Raw genomic sequence first — 302 nt, 5'->3', positions numbered from 1 at the left:
TTCCTTGCTTGTAACTGATCCTGTGAATGGGCAACTAGATCTTGCAGGTTTGTATGATATTGACACAATTACCTATGTGTCTGGTGTTTATACGATTCATTTAAAGAATCCAGTTTCAACAAACTCAAACTTTGCAAATCTTACCGAAGTNNACCTTACGGCTAATTCAGCAAACATTTTCTTGGATGGTAATTATGTTGTAACCGGTGTAGATATAACGAACAAACAAATTTCCTTAGCCACTCCGAGTGCTGTGAATGATGACTGGAATAAACTTGCGGATTTAACAGATCAAAAAACAG

General features: G+C 36.7%; 1 pseudogene. It reads left to right on the top strand.

Annotated elements, in window-relative coordinates:
* Positions 1 to 302 (top strand): annotated as a pseudogene (locus RFW85_RS05665) (phage tail protein); the annotation flags it as partial.

It is taken from the genome of Acinetobacter sp. 12966 (assembly GCF_031196995.1).
Taxonomy (GTDB): domain Bacteria; phylum Pseudomonadota; class Gammaproteobacteria; order Pseudomonadales; family Moraxellaceae; genus Acinetobacter; species Acinetobacter geminorum.
Note: the sequence above shows the minus strand (reverse complement) of the source record. Positions and strands in the feature narration are given on the sequence as shown.